This window comes from Streptomyces sp. NPDC127084 (genome assembly GCF_042724175.1).
Taxonomy (GTDB): Bacteria; Actinomycetota; Actinomycetes; order Streptomycetales; family Streptomycetaceae; genus Streptomyces.
In genome coordinates this window covers 1-5,015 of sequence record NZ_JBHXFA010000271.1, presented here as the reverse complement: position 1 = coordinate 5,015, position 5,015 = coordinate 1, and the positions used below count along the sequence as shown (strand labels likewise).

The 5,015-nt window shown below is 71.4% G+C and carries 7 protein-coding genes; 6 read left to right on the top strand and 1 reads right to left on the bottom strand.

All coding sequences use genetic code 11. The features are described 5' to 3' along the window. Positions 1–190 precede the first annotated feature (190 nt). Both ACFWI9_RS32875 and ACFWI9_RS32870 read left to right on the top strand, forming a co-directional pair. Positions 191–1,309: a nitronate monooxygenase gene (locus ACFWI9_RS32875; protein WP_387168556.1), complete on the top strand. Its 1,119-nt coding sequence runs from the start codon at positions 191–193 to the stop codon at positions 1,307–1,309. Further along, positions 1,306–2,037: a 16S rRNA (uracil(1498)-N(3))-methyltransferase gene (locus tag ACFWI9_RS32870; protein ID WP_387168553.1), complete on the top strand. Its 732-nt coding sequence runs from the start codon at positions 1,306–1,308 to the stop codon at positions 2,035–2,037. Before ACFWI9_RS32875 ends, ACFWI9_RS32870 begins: the two co-directional genes overlap by 4 nt. Here the strand turns inward: ACFWI9_RS32870 and ACFWI9_RS32865 are convergent. Next, positions 2,008–2,436 (bottom strand): hypothetical protein, encoded by a 429-nt coding sequence (locus tag ACFWI9_RS32865; RefSeq protein WP_387168551.1) that lies wholly within the window; start codon positions 2,434–2,436, stop codon positions 2,008–2,010. The two genes, ACFWI9_RS32870 and ACFWI9_RS32865, sit on opposite strands and share 30 nt — an antisense overlap. A gap of 110 nt (positions 2,437–2,546) precedes the next feature. On the opposite strand from ACFWI9_RS32865, the gene ACFWI9_RS32860 reads away from it, so the two are divergent. From ACFWI9_RS32860 to ACFWI9_RS32845, 4 genes are all read left to right on the top strand, one after another. Continuing rightward, complete coding sequence (locus ACFWI9_RS32860; RefSeq protein WP_387168549.1) at positions 2,547–3,068, top strand: hypothetical protein; 522 nt, start codon at positions 2,547–2,549, stop codon at positions 3,066–3,068. After that, the gene (locus ACFWI9_RS32855) at positions 3,059–3,190 is read left to right on the top strand and encodes a hypothetical protein (RefSeq protein ID WP_387168547.1); all 132 of its coding nucleotides are present in this window, start codon (positions 3,059–3,061) and stop codon (positions 3,188–3,190) included. Before ACFWI9_RS32860 ends, ACFWI9_RS32855 begins: the two co-directional genes overlap by 10 nt. 376 nt (positions 3,191–3,566) lie before the next feature. Further along, a complete protein-coding gene (locus ACFWI9_RS32850; RefSeq protein ID WP_387168544.1) occupies positions 3,567–4,034 on the top strand; it encodes a tyrosinase cofactor in 468 nt (155 codons plus the stop codon). Between the two features lie 23 nt (positions 4,035–4,057). Further along, positions 4,058–4,876 carry a tyrosinase family protein gene (locus ACFWI9_RS32845; protein WP_387168541.1) on the top strand — a complete coding sequence of 273 codons (819 nt, stop codon included), beginning with the start codon at positions 4,058–4,060 and terminating at the stop codon, positions 4,874–4,876. Positions 4,877–5,015 lie beyond the last annotated feature (139 nt).

Here is a 5,015-nt window from a genome sequence, read left to right as displayed (position 1 = left end):
ACCCGTCACCAATTCCATACCATCTTGCAATCAACGGTTCTGCAGGGTGGGGTTTTTCCCCGGGCTGATGCAGGCTTCCCCGGGCGGCGGACGCGGTCGTGGGGGGCCCTCCCCGTGGGGGCCCCCCGGCTCACGGGCGCGGAATCCGGCCGGATTCGGCCAGAGCACCGGGACGTGGCACCATGCGGGCATGTCCTCCGTGCCGTCCGCGCTGTCTGTGCCGACTGAGCCGACTGGGCCGTCCGCTCTGTCCGGTCTCTGCCGCTATCCGATCGTGCAGGCGCCCATGGCGGGCGGCGCGTCCGGTCCGGAGCTCGCGGCAGCCGTGTCCGAGGCCGGGGGGCTGGGTTTCCTCGCCGCCGGCTACAAGACGGCGGACGGCATGTACCAGGAGATCAAGCAGCTCCGCGCGCTCACCAGGCAGCCCTTCGGGGTCAACCTGTTCATGCCGCACCAGGCGCACGCCGACCCGGCCGCCGTCGACGTCTACCAGCAGCAGCTCGCGGGTGAGTCGACCTGGTACGAGACGCCGCTCGGCGACCCGGACTGCGGACGGGACGACGGCTACGAGGCCAAGTTGGCGATCCTGCGGGACGACCCGGTACCCCTGGTGTCCTTCACCTTCGGCTGCCCCGGCAAGGCGACCGTCGCCGCGCTCAGACGCGCCGGGACCCGCACCGTCGTCACGGTGACCTCGGTCGACGAGGCGCAGGCGGCACGGCTCGCGGGGGCCGACGCACTGTGCGCGCAGGGCATCGAGGCCGGCGGCCACCAGGGCACGCATCGCGACGATCCCGCACTCGACGGTTCGGGCTCCGGGCTGCTCGCGCTGATCGCGCAGCTCCGGGAGACCGTGCCGATGCCGCTGATCGCGGCCGGTGGGCTGATGCGCGGCAGCCAGATCGCTGCGGTGCTCGCAGCGGGAGCCGAAGCCGCCCAGCTCGGCACCGCGTTCCTGGTCTGCCCGGAGTCCGGTGCGCACCCGCTGCACAAGGAGGCCATGACCAGTCCCGTGTTCACCAGGACCGCGGTGACCCGGGCATTCACCGGCCGCCCCGCGCGGGCGCTGGTGAACCGCTTCGTGAGCGAGCACGGAGCGTACGCCCCCGCCGCGTATCCCGAGGTGCACCACATCACCGGCGGCCTGCGCAAGGCCGCCGCGAAGGCGAGCGACGCGCAGGGCATGGCCCTCTGGGCGGGCCAGGGCCACCGGCTCGCCCGTGAACTGCCCGCCGCCCGACTCACCGAGCTGCTCGCCGCCGAGACGGCCGCCGCGAGTGCCTCCCTGACCCTGAGGAACCCCTCATGACCGCTCCCGTGTTCCTCGTGGACCAGGTGCACCCCGGCACCGTCACCGTCGACGGCTCAGAGGGCCGCCACGCCGTGTCCGTACGCCGTCTCCGTGTCGGCGAGGAGGTCGTCCTCACCGACGGCCTGGGCAACGGTGGTTACGGCACCGTCACCGCTGTCGAAGGCAAGGACCGACTGGAGGTCGGCGTCACGGAGGTACGCACGGAGGCGGCGCCCGCGCCGCGTATCACCGTCGTCCAGGCACTTCCCAAGGGCGACCGCGGCGAACTCGCCGTCGAGACCATGACGGAGACCGGTGTGGACGCCATCGTGCCGTGGGCGGCGGCCCGCTGTATCACCCAGTGGAAGGGCGAGCGCGGCGCCAAGGCCCTCGCCAAGTGGCGCGCCACGGCGCGCGAGGCGGGCAAGCAGTCCCGCCGTCTGCGCTTCCCCGAGGTCGCTGAGGCCGCGACGACCCGTCAGGTGGCCGCACTGCTCGCCGGAGCGGACTGCGCCGCCGTCCTCCACGAGGAGGGCGCCGAGCCGCTCGCCACGGTCGAACTCCCCGCGACCGGGGACATCGTGCTGGTCGTCGGCCCCGAGGGAGGCGTATCCCCTGAGGAGCTCGCCGTCTTCGCGGAGGCGGGAGCCAAGCCCTACCGCCTCGGCCGCAGCGTCCTGCGTACGTCGACGGCGGGTACGGCTGCGTCCGCCCTGCTACTGGGGCGTACCGGCCGCTGGTCCTGACCCGGCCGCTGGTCCCGACGCGGCGGACGGGGCGGACGAGTCGGACCCGGGGGACGGGGCGGACGCCACGACCGCGTCGTAGAGCGCCCAGCCGTCGACCTCGGCCGGGGCGCCGACGCCTGCCGCGAGTGCGGCGTCCAGCAACTGCCGTACGACACCCGGCTCGTGCAGGTTCAGCGCTTCCCCCTTGCTGCGGGCGACCAGCCCGTCGTGCCAGTAACCCCCGCTGACGATCAGCCCCGGCCCCTCCCGGAACACGATCCGCAGCCGTGCTCTGGTCCCCTCGCGGGTCAGCGACAGAATCTGGCGGCAGACCCCCTCGGGATGCTCATGCCCCTGGGACCAGATCCACACGTCGTCGCCGACGACGAGCCGGCGCACTCTTCGTCTGCTGCTCACCGCGCCACCGTACGCGGTCCCGGCATCGGCCACCGTGCTTTCCGGGGCGGCGCGGGCCCTGCCGCCGCCGCCCGGTAAAACGTGCCGCGGCCATCCGGGCCGCCGCTCCGGTGCCGGAGCACGGGCACGGACTGGTGAAGGAGTTCGTGGAGTCGCCGGATACCGCGGAGAGCCTGCTCCAGACCACGGTCCACGACCTGGGCGTCGTCGCTGGGACCGGGGACGAGGAGGTCTCCACCGAGCGGGACCAGCCCGCCCGCCAGCGGCTGGAAGTGCTGGTGGCGACGCTGTGCGCGGAGCCGGGAGAGACGGCGCGTCCGGTGCTGGCGGCCGTGGCGGATGAACTGGCGGACGAGCCGTCGCTCATCGCCTCCCGTAGCGCCCTGCTGTGCCGGCTCGTGGATCTCGACGGGGAACCCCCGCTTCTGTACGCGCAGCTGGACGAACTGGCCCAGGCGCTGCGCGACCACTGCCTGCTCGCCTCGTCCACGGCCGACCGGCTGCGCTCCCGGTATGCCTACGAGGGCTCCTGGACGCCCCGGGAACCCGCGACCCTGCTCGCCGCCGCTAAGCGGCTCGCCGCTGACGGTTCGGGCCTGCGGGTCTGCTCGCGCTGGCCCTGGTGGATCTGATGGACGGACGGCGGGATGCCGAATGGCCGGAAGAGTGGCGCGGCCTGCTGATCGCGCTGAGACGCCATGAGGACGGGGACGTGCGGTACGCGGCCAGGAAGACGGCGCTGCGCCACGAATGACCGCCAAAACTAAGGCGCCTACCCGGCTGGGCGGACTCAGCCCCCGCGATTCCGCCGAGTTGTAGCCGGGTACGCCGAGCCGCTCCCGCTGCGGCCACCGAAGGATTTGTGGAAGCAAGCGGCGAAAGCATGGGCAGTTTCCCTTCCCGGGGCGCCCTCAGGGGCGTCCGATAAAGATCATCCGCTGTTGAAGCGTGCACTATCCGTGTGCGGTTGTCTTGTTCATGCTCATGTCTCGTCATGCCTCTCATTCCTGCCGTTCGCCACTGCCAACATGTGGGGCCACCGGGACGTGTTCGTCCCGTCACTCGGAGAAACGATCCTGCCGTCGTCGGTGCCCCTGCTATCGGCGGCGGACCGACGAGAGGAGCAGAACGTGCAGAGTCTCACCCGCCGGGACATGGTGCGAGGTGCCACCCTGGCTGTCGCCGGAGCCGCGCTCGCCGCGCCGGCGGCCGTCGCCGTCGCCACCGGGGCGCGGTCGGCTGACCCGCAGGGCACGGGGCACCACGGTGCCGGTACGGCACACGCCGAAGCCCGTACCGCCAAGGCTCGCGCGGCCGATGTGCCGGAGCCGTTCGACGAGGTGTACCTCGGGCGGCACATAGAGGGATGGCCCGCGGAGGAGGGCGACGGCGGGCACCACCAAAGCCAGGCGGCGCCCCAGGACCCCGTGGAGTTCGTCGTCCGCGTCGATGACGACGAACTGCATGTGATGCGGAACGCGGACGGCAGCTGGATCAGTGTCGTCAACCACTACGAGACCCACCGCACTCCACGCGACGCCGCCCGCGCCGCCGTACGGGAACTGCATGGCGCCTCACTCGTGCCCGTCACCGTCTGAAGTCTGACAAGGAGCGCCGCCGTATGGCTGACCGCAAGAACCAGGCAGACCTCTCCGCCACCGAGAAGCGCGACTTCGTGGACGCCGTGATCCAGCTCAAGAAGCAGGGTCGCTACGACGAGTTCATCACCACCCACAACGCCTTCATCCTGAGCGACACCGACAACGGCGAGCGGACCGGACACCGCTCCCCGTCGTTCCTTCCCTGGCACCGCCGCTTCCTGCTGCAGTTCGAGCAGGCACTCCAGAGTGTCAACCCCTCCGTCATGCTGCCCTACTGGGACTGGACGGCCGACCGCTCGCCCCGCAGCTCCCTGTGGGCCGACAACTTCCTCGGCGGCGACGGCCGCGCCGGTGACGGCCGGGTCACCACCGGGCCGTTCGCCTTCGGCGGGGGCGACTGGCCCATGAACATACGCGTCGACGGCCGGACCTACCTGCGCCGGGCGCTGGGCTCAGGGGGACGCGAGTTGCCCACCCGCGCCGAGGTGGACGCGGTACTCGCCCTGACGACCTACGACGCGTCCCCCTGGAACAGCGGATCCAGCGGCTTCCGCAACCAGGTCGAAGGCTGGCGCGGCCCGAACCTCCACAACAGGGTGCATGTCTGGGTCGGGGGCCAGATGACCACCGGGGCCTCGCCCAACGACCCCGTGTTCTGGCTCCACCACTGCTTCATCGACAAGCTCTGGGCCGACTGGCAGCGCCTGCACCCGTCGTCCGGCTATGTGCCCGTCACCGCCCCGCAGAACGTGATCGGGCTGCGCGACACGATGAAACCCTGGAACGACGTGACGCCCGAGGACATGCTCGACCACACGCGGTTCTACACGTACCGCTAGCTAGTGCTGTGACCGGATAGGTTTGCCGGGAAGCTCGCGGCGTCCGGTGCGGTACATCGCAAGGCGGAGGATCGCCCTCGTACTGGATGTACTCGGGTGATTCGACAACGCAGCGAGGTGCCGTGCAGGACGCCGCCTG